Genomic DNA, 13,776 nt, shown 5'->3' on the forward strand with positions numbered 1-13,776 from the left:
TAGCGTAAGTTATAATCAAGATCGATGTGTCCGGTTAATCTCCCATGACTACACAATCTGCTTCGCGTTATGTCGCACGTCACCCTGAAATCTTGCAAGGGGAACCAATTATCGCAGGAACGAGAACTTCCGTTCGTGCGATCGTGGAGTTGTGGCGTTTGGGTATTACTCCTGAAGAAATCCCGATGCACTTACCCCATCTGAAATTAGCTCAAATTTTTGACGCACTGAGTTTTTATTTGGACAATCAGGAAGAAATAAATACTTATATTGAGCGGAATCGAATTCCCGAAGAATTGATTCATCCTGCTGTGAAAGCTGCCATGAAAAGACTGTGAAACTATTTGCAACTATTCATACAGATAACGATCGGGCAATATAAAATGTCAGTAATTTCTTTGCTATACTTAAAGCATCGTCCTAAATATTTCAAAAAAATTAACAGTGTCAGCAAAAGATTACTATCATCCAGTTGTGAAACAGGCACTTGTTAAAGCTGGCTGGAAAGTTACTCACGATCCATTATTAGTGAAATGGGCTAAGCGAAAACTATTTGTCGATCTCGGAGCCGAAAAACTGATTGCTGCTGAAAATAATCAGTCTAAGATAGCTGTTGAAGTTAAAAGTTTTATCAGTGACTCTAAAATTTTAGATTTAGAGAACGCCTTGGTACAATACATTCTTTATCAGAAAATTTTAGAACAAACTGAACCGGAAAGAACGCTCTATCTTGCCATACCTGCGATGTCTTTTGAAGAGCTTTTCATTGAAGATAAATTTGCCGATATTTTATTGGTCGATAATAATTTGAAGTTGATTGTTTTTAATCCACAAACGGAGGAGATTGTGAAATGGATACCATAGCAGATTGCCGCCAGATTGTCAAAGGAATTATTAATGAATACTCAGGTTTTTTTGATTCTGAAACTGAGGTACAAAGTCAAGTAATTTTCGATTTAGAAAACGACCGCTATATGTTACTATTGATGGGATGGTTTCAGGGGAGAAGAATTCACGATTGCGTCATACATATTGACATTATTGATGGCCAAGTTTGGATTCAAGCGAATAATACCGATCGCTCGATCGCTGAAGAATTAGTAGAAGCGGGAATTCCTCCTCAATTAATTGTTTTGGGACTTCAACCGCCAGAAGTAAGAGCTTATACAGCTTATGGTGTAGAAAATTCAATACACTCTCAAGAATTATTGCAAGTGAGTTAAATTTGGACGAAAAGAGCGATCGCACTTTTTGTTATTTGAGAAAAAGGGCGATCAGACTTTTGGAAGAAAAGGGCGATCGCCCGCGTGAGATTTGGGATGGGATAGGGGCGCACTTTGGGAATAAAAGGGCGATTCACGATCGGGATAGCTACGGCGCTTAATTTTAGCTGTGTACTGAAATTGCCCATAATTTAACGTGCAGTTTCAGCTTGAATTTCTCGAAGAATAGTTGAGATTTCGTCTGCTGACTCAAGGTGTCTAGCGAGAACTTGAGCAGTTTTGTCCAGCAAGCGTTCTGAAAAGACTTTCGCTAAGTCTTCCCGTAAACATTGCCCTATATAAAACTTAAGCAATGCTTCTACAGACATATCTCGATTGGCGGCTATTTTCTCAAGTGATGCTAAAGCATCTATGGGGATGTTTAGCGAGACTGTTTCCGCTGTACGAGGTCGCAATTGCAATTTTATTTGTTCTTCAGAATTGTTCATATAATTTCCTTTCTGTGCGGGTAGCAGGACGGGAAGAAATGATGCGTATTCGCAAGCTGCGTTCTACATAAACAACCAGTAATAGGCGTTGAGTGTGGGAGTAACCGAGGATAAAGTTACGCTGTTCGTCATTGGCAGTTGCATCTCCCTCTTGATAGAATGGATCGAAGAAGACTTCTGCGGCTTCTTCAAAGCTAACGCCATGCTTTTCTAGGTTGCTCTGGAATTTGTTTGTGTCCCATTCAAACTCAACGCCTTGCAGTCTGTAAACACTATCCATGCTTCGATATTAACATTATTTAAATAAGAGCGATCGGACTTTTGGAATGAAAGGGCGATCGCCCGCGTGAGATTTTAGGATGGGATAGGGGCGCGCTTTGGGAAAAAAGGGCGATCGCTCATTGATAGGGTTTGAGTGTTACACTAAAAATACAGCATTGTTCGGTGACAATTGCGTCATACCCTACTTGCAGGAGAAAAATACATGGTAACTACGCTCGAAATTGACAAAACTCTTCTTCAAGAAGCCCTTGATTTGAGTAATCATCCAACACCTACTACATTAATCGAAGCGGCTTTACGCGAGTACATTCAACGTCGTCGCAAGCAACTAAAAATATTGGAATTGTTCGGTACTATTGACTACGATGAAGATTATAACTACAAGCAATAGCGACAAACAAGGGGAAAGTCGAGATATTGTGAAAGAATTAAAGCGGAACAGTCCACTGTCTCCGTTACCAGAAAAATTGAGACTAATTAGGGGGTGAGCAGGAGTTATAATGAAATTACCCAATGGCGATCGGGCTGAAGTTTCTCTGCAAAAGCTGGTCGGCTATTGCTTAAATCCAGAGCATTCTCGTGGCAAACACAAAGCCAGAGTCTTTGCATCGGTTTTGGGAATCACGGCTAATAATGCAGAAGTTTTGCGAGAGCTTATTCAAAAAGCAGCCATTGAAGGTGAAGTTGTCCAAGAAAATACTACTGATTTTGGGCAACAGTTTAAAGTTGATTGGACTGTACCGGATACAGTGGGGATTGAGCTTCGGACAATCTGGGAAATTACTTCGACTAATTCTAACCCTCGTTTGATTTCAGCTTTCTTAAACCATGATAAAAAACTTTAGACTTTTGGATTCTGTTGCGATTCTCCAGCCTGTTTCCAATACGCGATTAACGCTAGTGGAACCGGAATATGAATCTGTTTCTAGTTTGCCAGTAGGACTTGTGGGAACTATTGTTGAAGTGTATGATACCGGAAAGGAATGTCAGTATTTAGTGGAGTTTGCTGATAGTCAAGGTATTGAATATGCTATGGCTATTTTGAAAGCAGATGAAATTTTAGTTCTGCAATATGAACTTGCAGTTGCTTAGTAATGTGAGGGGAATAGAAGTTACATAAAGGCGATCGGACTTTTGGAATGAAAGGGCGATCGCCCGCGTGAGATTTTAGGATGGGATAAGGGCCCACTTTGGTACTTGGGATGACCACCGCCCTGAATCTTTTACCGAGTTTTAGCTTAAGCTATAATAAAGATGGATCTGTCCTGTTAATCTCCGATGACTACACAATCTGTTTCGCGTTATGTCACACGTCACCCTGAAATCTTGCAAGGCGAACCAATTATCGCAGAAACGTTTCAACTTGCCAATCTTCGGAACTTAATCCTACTCTTTCAATAACTTTTAAACAAAATGAATTAATATCTTCAGCAGATAAATTAACTTCAATAAATGCCCCGTTTTCTAGTTGTCTGGAATATCTTAAATTTTGATCATTCCAATTCACAAAACGAGGATAATCTTGAACAAGTTCCTGAAACTTATCTTCATCTAAATCAGCAACAATATTTAGGGTAGTTTCCAACACATCACGCCAGGTTTTAACAGTATATTTTTTGCTATTTACAAACAAAATTTTCGGTTTTGTTCCCCTAACTATACCCTCAACTTTTTCTTGTCCCGATCCTTCCCCAAAGTAGGGCCATGTTTTCAAGCAAATTTCGGCTAAATCTTCCGATCGCTGTTCAATATCTTCTCTCTTCCAGGTTCTTTTTTCTTGAAAATACTGATTTAATTCCAGATGACTTTCTAGTAAAATCTCCCGCTTTTTGGGAAAAGGATGATTAGAAAGTTCGGGATTATATCCTGTTAAAGTTAAATTTCCCAGCGTATGTAATAAAAGTTCGTGAGTTATTTCCCAATCTTCCCCTAAAGATTTTTCCCAATCTTTATTTAGCTTTTGGGGCATAATATGTTCAATTGAAAGATTATTGAAAGATACCCCTTCTTTATGACCGAATGATTGTTCGATTGATTCTAAAATTAGTCTAGCCTTTTCGGACTTCTTAACACCATAAAGTTCTACTTCTTTTAACATTGATTTAAACTTCTCGTCCTTGGGATAGTTTTTGGTACTAAGAGTTTCCTTTAATCCCACCATAAAATTTTGATCTATTTTTTGTTTGATTTGACTGTATAGAGAAGGAAACATTTTGTTTAGGGAGTTAGTGGGAAGGTTACAAACAAAACGCCGAATAATAAAATTTTCAAGAATCTTTAAGACTTCCACAAATTCATCAATTGAAAATTTACCTTCGCTGTAATCATCATAACAATTGAGTAGAAATGGATAGACTGTAGTTAATTCTAGTCGTTTGATCCGTATCAGCAAACTATTAATAGATTTATTGGTTTCTTGACTAGGATTAATTAGTTTATTGTAGTAATCAGCAAATTTAGCTAAATCTTCTAAAGATTCTAAAGCATTTTTGACATTAACCTTATCCTTTAATGTCAAATAAACTTGGTCGTTTTTAACTTCCCGACCATATTTCATTAAATAATGACGAATAAACTCAGTCAAATTATCACCTAAAGCAGCTTGCATCGGTTCCCAATATTTGGCATAATTTTTCTGCTGTTCTTCTTCATTAATCTTCATAAAAAAGTAGTTTCTAATTAAGTCAGCTTGACTTAATGGTTTTCCTTTAGCATTTAAACTTTCAAAAACTAAGTGCGGATTTTCGTCTTTGTCTAAAAGAATACTAACCAAGGAAAAACCGCTAATAATGGCTGTTTTAATCAAGCTCAATTCAATGTTTTTCTGACTTATTTTTTTGTCAAAAAAGCGATAGCACTCATTAATTAAAGAAGTTTCAGAATTAGGAGAACCATGATCGATAATATGATGAAAACTCCAGCGATCTGCTTGAGTAGGTTGTAGTTTATATAGTTCTAAACCTGTTTCATAAGGATTAATTAGAATAGTATTATTAATTTGTTCTGCTAGTTTATTTGTTTCTTTTTGTTGTTTGGCGCGATCGCGTACAACAGCCAATAGAATTAAAATACTTGTTAGTCTTTGTTGACCATCAATCAATAAATATTTAGATACTCTTTCAGGTACAGAAATAGTTTGTAAAGTGACAATAGAACCCATAAAATGAGGTGTTATAGTTTCCTGTTCTGTCAAGTCTATCAGATCATTCCATAAGTTTTCCCATTGTTGTTTTTCCCAGCTATAAGGACGTTGAAATAGCGGAACAAGATATTGTTGGGTTCCTTCTAGGATTTTTTGTAGTTTAGTTTCTGATGCTTTCATATTTTTTGAGGTATATTTCAAGTAAAGTTATTTAAGGCTTGATGTTAGTGGTTTACCACTAAGGCCATTTTTTCAGTCTTTTCTCGTCCGTTGGGTTAACGCAAGAAAACCCAATATTTTTTGCCATCACAATCTAATCAATATGGCAATTATACATGGAAGTTGGTGCATTACGCCGAATCAGGATTTCTTTCTTTGGGAAGAAACTTGGCGACGAGTCACGCCGGAAGTTCTGAGTTCAGATGCGATCGCCCATTGATATATTTTCAGTGTTACACTAAAAATACAGCATTATTCGGTGACAATTGCGTCATACCCTACTTGCATGAGGAAAATACATGGTAACTACGCTCTAAATTGACAAAACTCTTCTTCAAGAAGCCCTTGATTTGAGTAATCATCCAACACCTAATATATTAATTGAAGCGGCTTTATGCGAGTACATTCAACGTCGCAAGCAACTAAAAATATTGGAATTGCTCGGTACTATTGACTGCGATGAAGATTATAACTACAAACAACAGCGACAAACAAGCGGAAATTAGTTATTAAATTCAGGCGTAAAAAAATTAGACACGTTATTTCCTCGTGTTGAATCGGGACAAGTACAGAGACTTACCGCGTGTTTGCTGGTATTAAATAAATGATTTCTTGTCAAAAACGATCGCGCCCATTACTGACTCTGACTATGCCTACTCGGCGTCAGACCGCTTCAACCTCAACTATGCCTGATGTATATAACAATACAGTAAGTAAAGCTAGCACACAACTAACAAACGCTAGCAATTTCGGTTATGCTATCGTTAGCTAAATCTCACAAAACCCGACAATGGCATCAAAAGAAGACTTATTTGCCGAAGCTGCCCAAAACTGGGACTTAGAAAGGCTTTACGAAGCTTTCGCACAAGCTAAACGGCAAATCTCTCCCCGATCGCGCAGGGGACTCACAGACACCGAAAAGCTTTATCTCCGAGGACTACTTTCCGGTTGCAGTCCGCCGAAATAGCTAAAAAAATGTTTCAGACTCCGAAAAGTGCAGAGGTTTATCTGTGTAAAACTTTATACCAGTATGTTAAAAAAATCGCAGATTTACCGAATGAACCAGTGGGAAATTGGAGAAATGTTTGCGATCGGCTACAGGAAGCAGGATTTAAAACTCAGTCGTCAGCTAAATTGAATTTAAATAATTCCCTTCCGATAGATGCCTCATTCAAAATAGTTAATATAGGTTGTGTCGAGCAAAACACTATATCGATTGATTTTAATATTCAACTTACATTCCCCTCAACTTCAGAAGCTCCAAAAATAGAAGATTTGGATAAAGAGGGTTAGATGGGCGATCGCCCCTATACTAACTAATCTAACTGAAGTGCGATCGCCTACAATAGAATCAACACCCATCATCTCAAACACCATGCAAATTGTTTTGCCACCTGAAGCCGAAGCCTTCGTGCAGCGCCAACTCACCAGCGGCAAATACAACAGCGCGATCGACGTTATCCTTGCAGCCATTAAACTACTCGAACAACAGCAAGATATTTGTCAAGGACGACTGCCAGAACTCCAACGAGACGCACTGATTGGACATCTTGCATCCCAACGCAGTGAAGTCGTAGACGGTGCAACCGCAATGGCACAAATTCGAGCTAATTTGCGATCGCACGATCGAGAGTACAACTGACTAAAAAGGAATATACTCAACAGCATTCATCCATTCATCAGAGTCCGAGACTACAGCAATGAGTTCCAAATCCTTAACAAATTGCCCGATCGTACCGCCTAACTGATGTCCAAATATCAAACCAGCAAACAGTCTTTCCTGACGCTGCCAATCTTGAGCCATTGCCCTAAAACGGATATCTTGAGTAAACAATACTCTTCCTAGCACAGTGGCACGTTCCAAAAGTTCGTCATCCGGCAATTCTGTCGCACCATCTTCGATCGCAGTCAAAACATCCACACCGCGACGGCGCAACTGCTAGGTAATGGCTTGCGGAATGTGAACGTCCATGTGCAGATAAATTGCCACTTACAACAACCCCTTAGCACGCATTCTCACGAAAAATGGTGAAGGCGAAAGCAGAGATTTTTCCTGTTGTACCTGCTCCCATTCCGTCCGAATCTCCTGCTCAATTTCAGCTTGAAAGTCGAAGTAATAAGCCATTGCTGCATGAGCCTCCGACTGCATCAAATAAGGATGCTGGCGGCATATTTCCTCCACAGACCAACCGTAAGCTAGATAATCCATCACAATCTGAGCAACCCGCACGCGCGGTATCCGCTGCAACCGTGCGGGTTGACCCGCTACTTTATCGATATGAGGATAAATTAAAGCTGATGTCATTGCTTTTTGGATCTATCTCTACAGGATATTAGCACAAATAGTATTATAACAGTCAGCAAAAATGAAAAGAATTAAACAAAGCGATCGCCCAACTCCATCCATCCTCATCATTGTGCTATAATCTGCCTAATCTGAGCTAACGCTTCTTCTCCTGGAATTGGCTCAACCATACCGCTTCGGATTTCGTCGCGACGCTGCTTAGCTTCCACAGTCCACAACTTTTGAACTGTTCCGTCTATATCAAATTCAAGACTCTCAACTAGCCTCTCTGCTAACTGCGCTCTCAACGCATTTGGCAAAGATAAAGCTTCTTTCATCAGTCGCTCAATTGATAGCATAATTGTATCCCAACTAAAATCGCTAAATAGTTAAGTTGAAAACGAAGCAAATTGTACAATCTTGTTTGATTATAGCCTAAGTCGGGGCGGGTTTACTAGGTTATTGGTATGAGGCAGTTATGGTGGGTAAAACCCGCCCCTACGCGATCGCCAATTATTCGATCGCGAATCAACCTTTCATATCGTGCCTGTTAGCTTCGGTTGAAAAGTGTTTTTGATGCTGTAGGGGCGGGTTCACCAACAATAATTGCCGAAAATCTACAATATAATAAACCCGCCCCGCCCCACCTAAAGCTACCGATACAACCGGATTCGATCGTTCCCAAAAACCGATCGCCCTTTCATTCACCTGACCAAAAAAGCCACACACTCAACATGAGAAGTCTGAGGAAAGAAATCCGCCGGCTGCACTCGCGCTAACTTATAATCCCCATTTTCGCACAAAATCTTCAGGTCGCGAGCCAAAGTAGCCGGCTTGCAGCTAACATAAACAATGCGATTTGGTTTCATTTCCTCGATCGCTTCCAACACCGCGCGATCGCACCCTTTCCTCGGCGGATCTAACAGCACAATATCCGGTGTCAATCCCAAGGAAGGCAGCAAACTCTCTACAGTTCCCACCTGAAAATCGACATTTCTCACGTCATTTAACTCAGCATTTAATTTCGCTTGTTCGATCGCCGCCGGTTGCACTTCTAAACCTATGGCTATTTTTACTTGTTTTGCCAGGGGTAAAGTAAAAGTACCAATTCCGCAGTAAGCGTCAACCAAAACCTCATTTCCCTGCAAATTCAATTCCCCTACGATCGCCTCTAACAAAGCTTCAGCAGCCTCTGTATTTACCTGGAAAAAAGTATCGGCTCTTAGCTGAAATTTCAAACCAGCAAAGCTTTCTCGCAGATAAGAACGACCAGCTATGCAGCGAGTTTCTGCACCAAAAATCACATTAGTTTGAGCGGGATTTATATTCAAACAAACACCTGCCAGTTGAGGATATTGTTTCAGCCACTCTGATGCTTGCTCTTCGATTCCCGGCAAGTCTCCAGTGCGAACTATTAAAGTTAGCAGCATCTCGCCAGTGCGCCGTCCGATCCGCAATGACAAGTGACGCAATTCTCCTGTATGTTTCTTTTCGTCATAGACTTGCCAATCCCGCCAGTGGATGTCTTCTTTGACTTCTTTTAACAAAGGATTGAGGCGCGGATCTTGCACCGGACACTGATTGAGATTGACTAATTTGTGGGTGCTTTTTTGATAGTAACCTGCTTGGACTTGACCTGTCGCAGATATTGCCACGGGATAAGTCGCTTTGTTGCGGTATCCCAAAAATTGGGAAAATCCCTCGATTTTTCCCGTTAAAATTTCATCAACTTGCGGATTGCTAAATCCGCCAATCCTTTCTAAGGCTTGAATGATTTGATTTTGCTTGGCTGCAAGCTGATATTGATAATCTACGTGCTGCCACTGACAGCCACCACACTTGTCGGCGACAATGCAGTTAGCTCGAATGCGGTGTTCGGAGGTTTCCAGAAGTGTGTCCAGCTTGCCTGTAGCATAGGTGGATTTGACTTGCACGAGGCGGACAAGGACTCGATCGCCCGTCACGGTATCGGGCACAAACACTACTAACTCACCAAAACGACCAACTCCGTCGCCGGTGTCACTCAAGTCGGTAATCTCTATCTCAATCAGTTGACCTTGCTGGCAAGGGTTTGCCAATTTCGTCGAGTTTGGGGTGGGGAATTTAGATTTGGTCACAAGTAGTCGTGGTAGGATTTATTATGGTAATGCAATATCGCTCTCTCTTTCCTGAGATAAGTCGTAGCGAAGCGGGGCGTAAGCCATCGCACTCAAGCTCAATTGCAGGCGGTCTTCCTGCTGCTGAACGTCTTGCTGCTAAAGCCAAGCTTCAACCCGGGAGTCAAGCCGGCCGCAAGTTGCCTCGATCCCGTCGGTGCGATCGGCTGTTGGGGCGATGTAGCAAAAACTCGTTAAACAGTCAAAGTGTCTGCCGACATCCAAACTCTCACTCGCAGTTTTTGAGTTTTTAGCGCAGTACCTTGGAACACAAGGAAACTGGCTTGAACATCAAGCATAACGCTTGGGGAGATTTACCCTCTACTTCTAGGATTGATAAATGTTAGGAGCAAGGCGAGTCTGCGAACCAAGAATCCCGTCGCCAACAGATGGGAATGTTTATTAATGTTATCCTCAAATTTGAATAACAATGAGCGTAGTTAGCCAATTAATTCTCCAAGCCGACGACGAACTTCGCTATCCCAGTACCGGCGAACTTCAAAGCATCAAAGATTTTTTTAAAACCGGAGAACAGCGGGTGCGTATTGCTACTGCGCTGTCTGACAGTGAGAAAAAAATTGTTGAAGAAGCTAGCAAAAAACTCTGGAAAAAACGACCTGATTTTATCTCTCCTGGGGGCAATGCTTACGGCCAGCGCGAACGGGCTTTGTGTCTGCGCGACTACGGCTGGTACTTGCGCCTGATTACCTACGGTATCTTGGCGGGTGACAAGGAGCCGATCGAAAGCATCGGTTTGATTGGCGTTCGGGAAATGTATAATTCTCTGGGCGTTCCTGTTCCTGGCATGGTCGAAGCTATCCGCTGTTTGAAGGAAGCTTCTTTGGCTTTGCTCAATCAGGATGATGCTAAGGAAGCAGCTCCTTATTTTGATTATATCGCTCAGGCAATGTCTTAATTGCTTTGGTGATTGCTTTGAGGGATGTGGCGGAGCATTCGCGGGTGATTTTTGGGGTGATTTTATCTCGCAATTGCTCGCAAATGTTTCGCTTCTGTTTTTGACAGTTGACAGTTGACAGTTGACAGTTGACAGTTGACAGTTGACAGTTGACAGAATCAAAGGCAAGGGTTTTAGCAATTAACAGCGTCCTCACTGTCGGGCGCGGTTGCTAGTGTTAGGAAATCTGCTTGATTTCTGCTAGGAAGCAATGCAGTTTGAGCTTTCCCAGATTTCGAGAATGTCTTGTCTTTCAATGCACATTTGAAGGAAAAAGTCAAGGGTTTTTGGGAGATATTGTTTTTTGAATTTCCGGCTGTCGTAGTGAATGGATGTTTTGAGCTGCGAGAGTTCTCCAAGGGTGGGGCAGGTTTGGATATGATGGGCGATCGCATTTTGCCATTCTTCCAACTTGCGGTAGCTGACAAACAGGCCGCCTCTATCCCGATGGTGGACGAAAACCACGAAAGCCCAAGATTCGACTCGCTTAATCAGGTTTTGGCTGATTTTGAGCAGTTGGGCGATCGACCTGACGGTGATGCGGAGCTTTTTCGAGGGTTGGATGCGGCGAAACAGTGCTGTCATGGCTGTATACTCAGGGCTTGAGAGGCAAGTTCTGTTTAGAGTCAATTACATATTACTATATCAAATTCTTATTGCACTTGTGCAATAAAGATTAATTTAAACTTCTTAAGCTCAGATGTTGCTCGTGAACCCTCAATCATTGATGCTGTGCTAGTTTGAGAGTTAACGTAGGTGGGAAAAATGTCAGGACTCTCTAACAAAGCTGTGGTAGACAAAGAGCAGGAATTGCGTCCCGTTCGCTTCACGGAAACGGGGCGGATGCGTTTGGGGAAGATTTTAAAAGCAGCAAGACAGACAACAGGCTGGTCTGTCAGCGAAACAGAGTTCAAAACAAAGGGATATGAAGAGGCGCTGTTCACAGCTACAAATCAACCCGTACCCAAAGATGTGGGTATCAGTGCCGCAACAGTCAACCGTTACGAACGTGGGAAGCTAGATAATTTGGATTGGCGATCGCTCTCTCTGTTATGCTTTGTCCTCAAGCCGATCGATCCGGTGACTGGGGAAGCCCTGGAACCGACAAATGCGCTTTATATCGCCTGCGAACATCCGCCGTACAATGACGCGAAGCTTTACGATTAGTTGAACGCTGACATCTGAAGTGATGCAACCAAATTCTTGAGATTGGGAGTTTTGAACCGCAGATATTAGCGGATGAACACAGATGAACGCTGATGTCATTTTATCTGTGTTTATCTGCGGTGATTGATTACCAGAAAGAATTGCTTTAAAGCCCCAAGCCTGATCGGGAGAAATTAAAAGAAGACTATTCATTACTCCAATCCTCTTCCTTCCAGGTAGAGGTAGCTATCAACTATCAACTATCAACTGTCAACTGTCAACTGTCAACTGTCAACTGTCAACTGAACGATCGCTCTTTTGTTTAGCTATTAAAGCTTTAGCTTGCTGCCACAGAGATTCTAGCTCTTCTGGGGCATAATCTGATAAAGGTCGATCGCACGCAGCCTCTACCTTCGCAAACCGCTGCACGAAGCGATCGTTTGTTCCCTGCAAAGCAGCCGACGGATCTAAATCGTACCAGCGAGCTAATTGAATCAACACAAACATAATATCTCCCAGTTCCGACTCCTGCGCTGCCCGATCTTCGTGTTTGAGAGCGTGTTCAAATTCTGCCAATTCTTCGTGAAATTTATCCCAAACACCCTCTACACTGTCCCAATCAAAACTCACTTCCGCAGCTTTTTGAGAGATTTTTATCCCGGCGGTAATCGGCGGCAAAGTGCTGGCATAACGGCTCATTTTCGAGGCTAAAGTTGCCGGCTTTTCCGAAGTTGTGCCTTTTTCTGCTGCTTTGATTTTTTCCCAGTTTTCGTTGACTTCATCGACGCTGTTGAGTTCGACATCGCCGAAGACGTGGGGATGTCGCCGAATTAGTTTTTCTGTAATGCCCGCAGCTATTTCGGCGAAGGTAAACTGATTGGATTCGCTGGCAATTTGAGCTTGCAGAATTACCTGTAACAGTAAGTCGCCCAATTCTTCGACGATCGCATCTTTATCTCCTTTGCGAATCGCGTCGGCGGTTTCATAAGCTTCTTCGATGATGTGGGGAATTAGAGTTTGGGGAGTTTGGGCTAAATCCCAAGGACATCCGCCGTCTGGCGATCGCAATGAGGCCACAACTTCTATCAGTTCTTCGAGTGCTGTGAGCGATCGACTTTCAGAATTAGACATAATAATTTACCTTTTAGATTTGCTGGAAGTGCGGCGGGGAGGTTGGCGTTTGCGCCTCTTAATTGTGCCAGGAGGCCGCAACCCGCTCAATCCTTTCTTTTTGAATTTTTTGTAAGCCGAGCCGCCCCAATCGCTCAGATAGTGGCTCATAGCGCCGAATTCTAAGCCGACGTACACAGCTAAAAATTCGAGGGGGTGTTTACAGAGCGAGCGCCAACAACCTAAAACCACATCCTCCCAAGTCCACCCAGGGGGGCCAATTTTTTCGGCAATTACCAATCCCAGTATCCCAAAAACCGCGATCCAGGTAGTCAGGTACAAGATTCGCAAAGCAGTGCCAATTAGAGGGCCGTGGGAAAGCAAAGAGCGGTGGCGCAGGTTTTTTTGGTATGGGAGCCAAATCAGTTTGAACCATCCCCAGCGCTGATACTGGCAGGAGTAGATATCCAAGTCGGGGCCAAACATCAGCCCGCCGAATAAGAAACTGCCGGAAACGAGCAAAGTCAGGTTGCTGCTGCTCGTCTGGCCAAAGGTGAGGGCGGCCACAGCGGGCAAACTCCACAGGGTTATTCGATCGTGGGTGCGGCCAGAGGGCATTTAAAGTTTAGGATTTTTTTTACTTGATCTTTCTGAGTTACTGTGATATGATAAATCCCTGTGAGTGCAATTGGGTGATTAGCTCAGTGGTAGAGCGCCTGCTTTACACGCAGGATGCCGTAGGTTCAAATCCTACATTACCCATCCGATAAC

23 protein-coding genes and 1 tRNA gene are annotated in these 13,776 nt (G+C 42.3%); 13 read left to right on the plus strand and 11 right to left on the minus strand.

Annotation, left to right across the window (positions count from 1 at the left end; translation table 11 throughout):
• The first annotated feature begins 44 nt into the window (after nucleotides 1-44).
• The 3 genes from QUB70_RS05460 (at nucleotide 45) to QUB70_RS05470 (ending at nucleotide 1,223) form a co-directional block, all read left to right on the plus strand.
• A complete protein-coding gene (locus QUB70_RS05460; RefSeq protein WP_332978838.1) occupies nucleotides 45-338 on the plus strand; it encodes a DUF433 domain-containing protein in 294 nt (97 codons plus the stop codon).
• Nucleotides 339-444: 106 nt separating this feature from the next.
• On the plus strand, nucleotides 445-864 hold the full coding sequence (locus QUB70_RS05465; RefSeq protein ID WP_332978840.1) for an element excision factor XisH family protein: 420 nt from the start codon (nucleotides 445-447) through the stop codon (nucleotides 862-864).
• Complete coding sequence (locus QUB70_RS05470; RefSeq protein WP_332978841.1) at nucleotides 852-1,223, plus strand: XisI protein; 372 nt, start codon at nucleotides 852-854, stop codon at nucleotides 1,221-1,223. Before QUB70_RS05465 ends, QUB70_RS05470 begins: the two co-directional genes overlap by 13 nt.
• On the opposite strand, the gene QUB70_RS05475 is transcribed toward QUB70_RS05470, so the two are convergent.
• Genes QUB70_RS05475 through QUB70_RS05485 form a run of 3 tightly spaced genes read right to left on the minus strand, consistent with a single transcriptional unit; the run spans nucleotide 1,220 to nucleotide 1,991 of the window.
• Nucleotides 1,220-1,411 carry a hypothetical protein gene (locus QUB70_RS05475; protein WP_332978842.1) on the minus strand — a complete coding sequence of 64 codons (192 nt, stop codon included), beginning with the start codon at nucleotides 1,409-1,411 and terminating at the stop codon, nucleotides 1,220-1,222. The genes QUB70_RS05470 and QUB70_RS05475 overlap by 4 nt on opposite strands.
• A 3-nt stretch (nucleotides 1,412-1,414) precedes the next feature.
• Entirely contained in the window at nucleotides 1,415-1,711 is a 297-nt protein-coding gene (locus QUB70_RS05480; protein ID WP_332978844.1) for a hypothetical protein, read from the minus strand.
• The gene (locus QUB70_RS05485) at nucleotides 1,698-1,991 is read right to left on the minus strand and encodes a BrnT family toxin (protein WP_332978846.1); all 294 of its coding nucleotides are present in this window, start codon (nucleotides 1,989-1,991) and stop codon (nucleotides 1,698-1,700) included. Before QUB70_RS05485 ends, QUB70_RS05480 begins: the two co-directional genes overlap by 14 nt.
• 204 nt (nucleotides 1,992-2,195) lie before the next feature.
• Here QUB70_RS05485 and QUB70_RS05490 point away from each other — a divergent pair, with 204 nt between their 5' ends.
• The 3 genes from QUB70_RS05490 (at nucleotide 2,196) to QUB70_RS05500 (ending at nucleotide 3,085) form a co-directional block, all read left to right on the plus strand.
• Entirely contained in the window at nucleotides 2,196-2,384 is a 189-nt protein-coding gene (locus QUB70_RS05490) for a type II toxin-antitoxin system VapB family antitoxin (RefSeq protein WP_332978847.1), read from the plus strand.
• Nucleotides 2,385-2,493: 109 nt separating this feature from the next.
• A complete protein-coding gene (locus QUB70_RS05495) occupies nucleotides 2,494-2,838 on the plus strand; it encodes a DUF6883 domain-containing protein (RefSeq protein WP_332978849.1) in 345 nt (114 codons plus the stop codon).
• Nucleotides 2,822-3,085 carry a DUF4926 domain-containing protein gene (locus QUB70_RS05500; RefSeq protein WP_106146425.1) on the plus strand — a complete coding sequence of 88 codons (264 nt, stop codon included), beginning with the start codon at nucleotides 2,822-2,824 and terminating at the stop codon, nucleotides 3,083-3,085. The genes QUB70_RS05495 and QUB70_RS05500 overlap by 17 nt, the downstream gene beginning before the upstream one ends.
• 250 nt (nucleotides 3,086-3,335) lie before the next feature.
• Here QUB70_RS05500 and QUB70_RS05505 read toward each other — a convergent pair whose 3' ends face one another.
• Nucleotides 3,336-5,315, minus strand: a complete 1,980-nt coding sequence (locus tag QUB70_RS05505; protein ID WP_332978850.1) for a DUF262 domain-containing protein — start codon at nucleotides 5,313-5,315, stop codon at nucleotides 3,336-3,338.
• Between the two features lie 356 nt (nucleotides 5,316-5,671).
• Here QUB70_RS05505 and QUB70_RS05510 point away from each other — a divergent pair, with 356 nt between their 5' ends.
• The 4 genes from QUB70_RS05510 (at nucleotide 5,672) to QUB70_RS05525 (ending at nucleotide 6,996) form a co-directional block, all read left to right on the plus strand.
• Nucleotides 5,672-5,860, plus strand: coding sequence for a type II toxin-antitoxin system VapB family antitoxin (locus QUB70_RS05510; RefSeq protein ID WP_332978909.1), 189 nt, complete (start codon nucleotides 5,672-5,674; stop codon nucleotides 5,858-5,860).
• 284 nt (nucleotides 5,861-6,144) lie between these two features.
• The gene (locus tag QUB70_RS05515) at nucleotides 6,145-6,321 is read left to right on the plus strand and encodes a hypothetical protein (protein WP_332978851.1); all 177 of its coding nucleotides are present in this window, start codon (nucleotides 6,145-6,147) and stop codon (nucleotides 6,319-6,321) included.
• Nucleotides 6,322-6,329: 8 nt separating this feature from the next.
• Nucleotides 6,330-6,647 carry a hypothetical protein gene (locus QUB70_RS05520; RefSeq protein ID WP_332978852.1) on the plus strand — a complete coding sequence of 106 codons (318 nt, stop codon included), beginning with the start codon at nucleotides 6,330-6,332 and terminating at the stop codon, nucleotides 6,645-6,647.
• A 37-nt stretch (nucleotides 6,648-6,684) separates the two neighbouring features.
• Nucleotides 6,685-6,996, plus strand: coding sequence for a ribbon-helix-helix domain-containing protein (locus tag QUB70_RS05525; protein WP_332978853.1), 312 nt, complete (start codon nucleotides 6,685-6,687; stop codon nucleotides 6,994-6,996).
• Here the strand turns inward: QUB70_RS05525 and QUB70_RS05530 are convergent, their stop codons facing one another.
• The 4 genes from QUB70_RS05530 to rlmD form a co-directional block, all read right to left on the minus strand.
• Nucleotides 6,997-7,290: a hypothetical protein gene (locus QUB70_RS05530; protein WP_332978854.1), complete on the minus strand. Its 294-nt coding sequence runs from the start codon at nucleotides 7,288-7,290 to the stop codon at nucleotides 6,997-6,999.
• A gap of 54 nt (nucleotides 7,291-7,344) precedes the next feature.
• Nucleotides 7,345-7,659 (minus strand): DUF433 domain-containing protein, encoded by a 315-nt coding sequence (locus tag QUB70_RS05535; protein WP_332978855.1) that lies wholly within the window; start codon nucleotides 7,657-7,659, stop codon nucleotides 7,345-7,347.
• 107 nt (nucleotides 7,660-7,766) lie between these two features.
• The gene (locus tag QUB70_RS05540) at nucleotides 7,767-7,997 is read right to left on the minus strand and encodes an addiction module protein (protein WP_332978856.1); all 231 of its coding nucleotides are present in this window, start codon (nucleotides 7,995-7,997) and stop codon (nucleotides 7,767-7,769) included.
• Nucleotides 7,998-8,342: 345 nt separating this feature from the next.
• Nucleotides 8,343-9,755, minus strand: a complete 1,413-nt coding sequence (rlmD, locus tag QUB70_RS05545; RefSeq protein WP_332978857.1) for a 23S rRNA (uracil(1939)-C(5))-methyltransferase RlmD — start codon at nucleotides 9,753-9,755, stop codon at nucleotides 8,343-8,345.
• Between the two features lie 469 nt (nucleotides 9,756-10,224).
• Here rlmD and QUB70_RS05550 point away from each other — a divergent pair, with 469 nt between their 5' ends.
• Nucleotides 10,225-10,710 (plus strand): allophycocyanin subunit alpha-B, encoded by a 486-nt coding sequence (locus QUB70_RS05550; RefSeq protein ID WP_190746013.1) that lies wholly within the window; start codon nucleotides 10,225-10,227, stop codon nucleotides 10,708-10,710.
• A gap of 240 nt (nucleotides 10,711-10,950) precedes the next feature.
• On the opposite strand, the gene QUB70_RS05555 is transcribed toward QUB70_RS05550, so the two are convergent.
• Nucleotides 10,951-11,334 (minus strand): hypothetical protein, encoded by a 384-nt coding sequence (locus QUB70_RS05555; RefSeq protein ID WP_332978858.1) that lies wholly within the window; start codon nucleotides 11,332-11,334, stop codon nucleotides 10,951-10,953.
• Between the two features lie 180 nt (nucleotides 11,335-11,514).
• On the opposite strand from QUB70_RS05555, the gene QUB70_RS05560 reads away from it, so the two are divergent.
• Nucleotides 11,515-11,916, plus strand: a complete 402-nt coding sequence (locus QUB70_RS05560; RefSeq protein WP_190655959.1) for a helix-turn-helix transcriptional regulator — start codon at nucleotides 11,515-11,517, stop codon at nucleotides 11,914-11,916.
• A 270-nt stretch (nucleotides 11,917-12,186) separates the two neighbouring features.
• Here QUB70_RS05560 and mazG read toward each other — a convergent pair whose 3' ends face one another.
• On the minus strand, nucleotides 12,187-13,026 hold the full coding sequence (gene mazG / locus QUB70_RS05565; RefSeq protein WP_332978860.1) for a nucleoside triphosphate pyrophosphohydrolase: 840 nt from the start codon (nucleotides 13,024-13,026) through the stop codon (nucleotides 12,187-12,189).
• 6 nt (nucleotides 13,027-13,032) lie between these two features.
• Nucleotides 13,033-13,623, minus strand: coding sequence for a metal-binding protein (locus QUB70_RS05570; protein ID WP_332978862.1), 591 nt, complete (start codon nucleotides 13,621-13,623; stop codon nucleotides 13,033-13,035).
• A gap of 72 nt (nucleotides 13,624-13,695) precedes the next feature.
• On the opposite strand from QUB70_RS05570, the gene QUB70_RS05575 reads away from it, so the two are divergent.
• A tRNA-Val gene (locus QUB70_RS05575) sits at nucleotides 13,696-13,767 on the plus strand.
• Nucleotides 13,768-13,776 lie beyond the last annotated feature (9 nt).

This window comes from Microcoleus sp. A003_D6, assembly GCF_036702825.1.
Taxonomy (GTDB): domain Bacteria; phylum Cyanobacteriota; class Cyanobacteriia; order Cyanobacteriales; family Microcoleaceae; genus Microcoleus.

What these genes read in the sequence shown, in the direction of transcription:
- QUB70_RS05470 (WP_332978841.1), top strand. Translation starts at nt 852, where the DNA reads ATGGATACCATAGCAGATTGCCGCCAGATTGTCAAAGGAATTATTAAT.
- QUB70_RS05460 (WP_332978838.1), top strand. Translation starts at nt 45, where the DNA reads ATGACTACACAATCTGCTTCGCGTTATGTCGCACGTCACCCTGAAATC.
- QUB70_RS05480 (WP_332978844.1), bottom strand. Translation starts at nt 1,711, where the DNA reads ATGAACAATTCTGAAGAACAAATAAAATTGCAATTGCGACCTCGTACA.
- mazG (WP_332978860.1), bottom strand. Translation starts at nt 13,026, where the DNA reads ATGTCTAATTCTGAAAGTCGATCGCTCACAGCACTCGAAGAACTGATA.
- QUB70_RS05550 (WP_190746013.1), top strand. Translation starts at nt 10,225, where the DNA reads ATGAGCGTAGTTAGCCAATTAATTCTCCAAGCCGACGACGAACTTCGC.
- QUB70_RS05475 (WP_332978842.1), bottom strand. Translation starts at nt 1,411, where the DNA reads ATGGGCAATTTCAGTACACAGCTAAAATTAAGCGCCGTAGCTATCCCG.
- QUB70_RS05560 (WP_190655959.1), top strand. Translation starts at nt 11,515, where the DNA reads ATGTCAGGACTCTCTAACAAAGCTGTGGTAGACAAAGAGCAGGAATTG.
- QUB70_RS05485 (WP_332978846.1), bottom strand. Translation starts at nt 1,991, where the DNA reads ATGGATAGTGTTTACAGACTGCAAGGCGTTGAGTTTGAATGGGACACA.
- QUB70_RS05495 (WP_332978849.1), top strand. Translation starts at nt 2,494, where the DNA reads ATGAAATTACCCAATGGCGATCGGGCTGAAGTTTCTCTGCAAAAGCTG.
- QUB70_RS05490 (WP_332978847.1), top strand. Translation starts at nt 2,196, where the DNA reads ATGGTAACTACGCTCGAAATTGACAAAACTCTTCTTCAAGAAGCCCTT.
- QUB70_RS05505 (WP_332978850.1), bottom strand. Translation starts at nt 5,315, where the DNA reads ATGAAAGCATCAGAAACTAAACTACAAAAAATCCTAGAAGGAACCCAA.
- QUB70_RS05500 (WP_106146425.1), top strand. Translation starts at nt 2,822, where the DNA reads ATGATAAAAAACTTTAGACTTTTGGATTCTGTTGCGATTCTCCAGCCT.
- QUB70_RS05535 (WP_332978855.1), bottom strand. Translation starts at nt 7,659, where the DNA reads ATGACATCAGCTTTAATTTATCCTCATATCGATAAAGTAGCGGGTCAA.
- QUB70_RS05540 (WP_332978856.1), bottom strand. Translation starts at nt 7,997, where the DNA reads ATGCTATCAATTGAGCGACTGATGAAAGAAGCTTTATCTTTGCCAAAT.
- QUB70_RS05555 (WP_332978858.1), bottom strand. Translation starts at nt 11,334, where the DNA reads ATGACAGCACTGTTTCGCCGCATCCAACCCTCGAAAAAGCTCCGCATC.
- QUB70_RS05515 (WP_332978851.1), top strand. Translation starts at nt 6,145, where the DNA reads ATGGCATCAAAAGAAGACTTATTTGCCGAAGCTGCCCAAAACTGGGAC.
- QUB70_RS05520 (WP_332978852.1), top strand. Translation starts at nt 6,330, where the DNA reads ATGTTTCAGACTCCGAAAAGTGCAGAGGTTTATCTGTGTAAAACTTTA.
- QUB70_RS05570 (WP_332978862.1), bottom strand. Translation starts at nt 13,623, where the DNA reads ATGCCCTCTGGCCGCACCCACGATCGAATAACCCTGTGGAGTTTGCCC.